This is a genomic window from Mesorhizobium sp. M0048 (assembly GCF_040323405.1).
In the GTDB taxonomy this organism is placed as follows: Bacteria; Pseudomonadota; Alphaproteobacteria; order Rhizobiales; family Rhizobiaceae; genus Mesorhizobium.
The window spans coordinates 1-797 of the sequence record NZ_JAMYUV010000130.1 but is presented as its reverse complement, the minus strand read 5'-3'; the positions used below and the strand labels follow the sequence as shown (position 1 = coordinate 797).

General features: G+C 62.5%; 1 protein-coding gene. It reads left to right on the top strand.

Going from position 1 to position 797, the window contains the following annotated elements; genetic code table 11:
- Nucleotides 1-797, top strand: a 797-nt coding sequence (locus NKJ84_RS33055) for an elongation factor Tu (protein ID WP_352510012.1), incomplete at its 3' end; no start/stop codon positions are given.

Here is a 797-nt window from a genome sequence, read left to right as displayed (position 1 = left end):
ATGGCAAAAGGTAAATTCGAGCGCACTAAGCCTCATGTGAACATTGGCACGATTGGTCACGTCGACCATGGCAAGACGTCGCTGACGGCGGCGATCACCAAGTATTTTGGCGAATACAAGCGCTATGACCAGATCGATGCGGCGCCCGAAGAGAAGGCGCGCGGCATCACCATTTCGACGGCGCATGTCGAATACGAGACCGCCAACCGCCACTATGCCCATGTCGATTGCCCCGGCCACGCCGACTATGTGAAGAACATGATCACCGGTGCCGCGCAGATGGACGGCGCGATCCTGGTGGTGTCGGCCGCCGACGGTCCGATGCCGCAGACCCGCGAGCACATCCTTTTGGCCCGCCAGGTCGGCGTGCCCTCGATCGTGGTGTTCTTGAACAAGGTCGACCAGGTCGACGACGCCGAGCTGCTCGAGCTGGTCGAGCTCGAGGTGCGCGAGCTTTTGACCAAGAACGAGTTCCCCGGCGACGACATTCCGATCGTCAAGGGCTCGGCGCTTGCCGCCCTTGAAGATTCTGACAAGAAGATCGGCGAGGACGCCATCCGCGAACTGATGGCTGCGGTCGATGCCTATATCCCGACGCCGGTTCGTCCGCTCGACAAGCCGTTCCTGATGCCGATCGAGGACGTGTTCTCGATCTCGGGCCGTGGCACGGTGGTGACCGGCCGCGTCGAGCGCGGCGTCGTCAAGGTCGGCGAGGAGCTGGAGATCGTCGGCATCCGTCCGACCACCAAGACGACCTGCACGGGCGTCGAGATGTTCCGCAAGCTGCTCGACCAGGG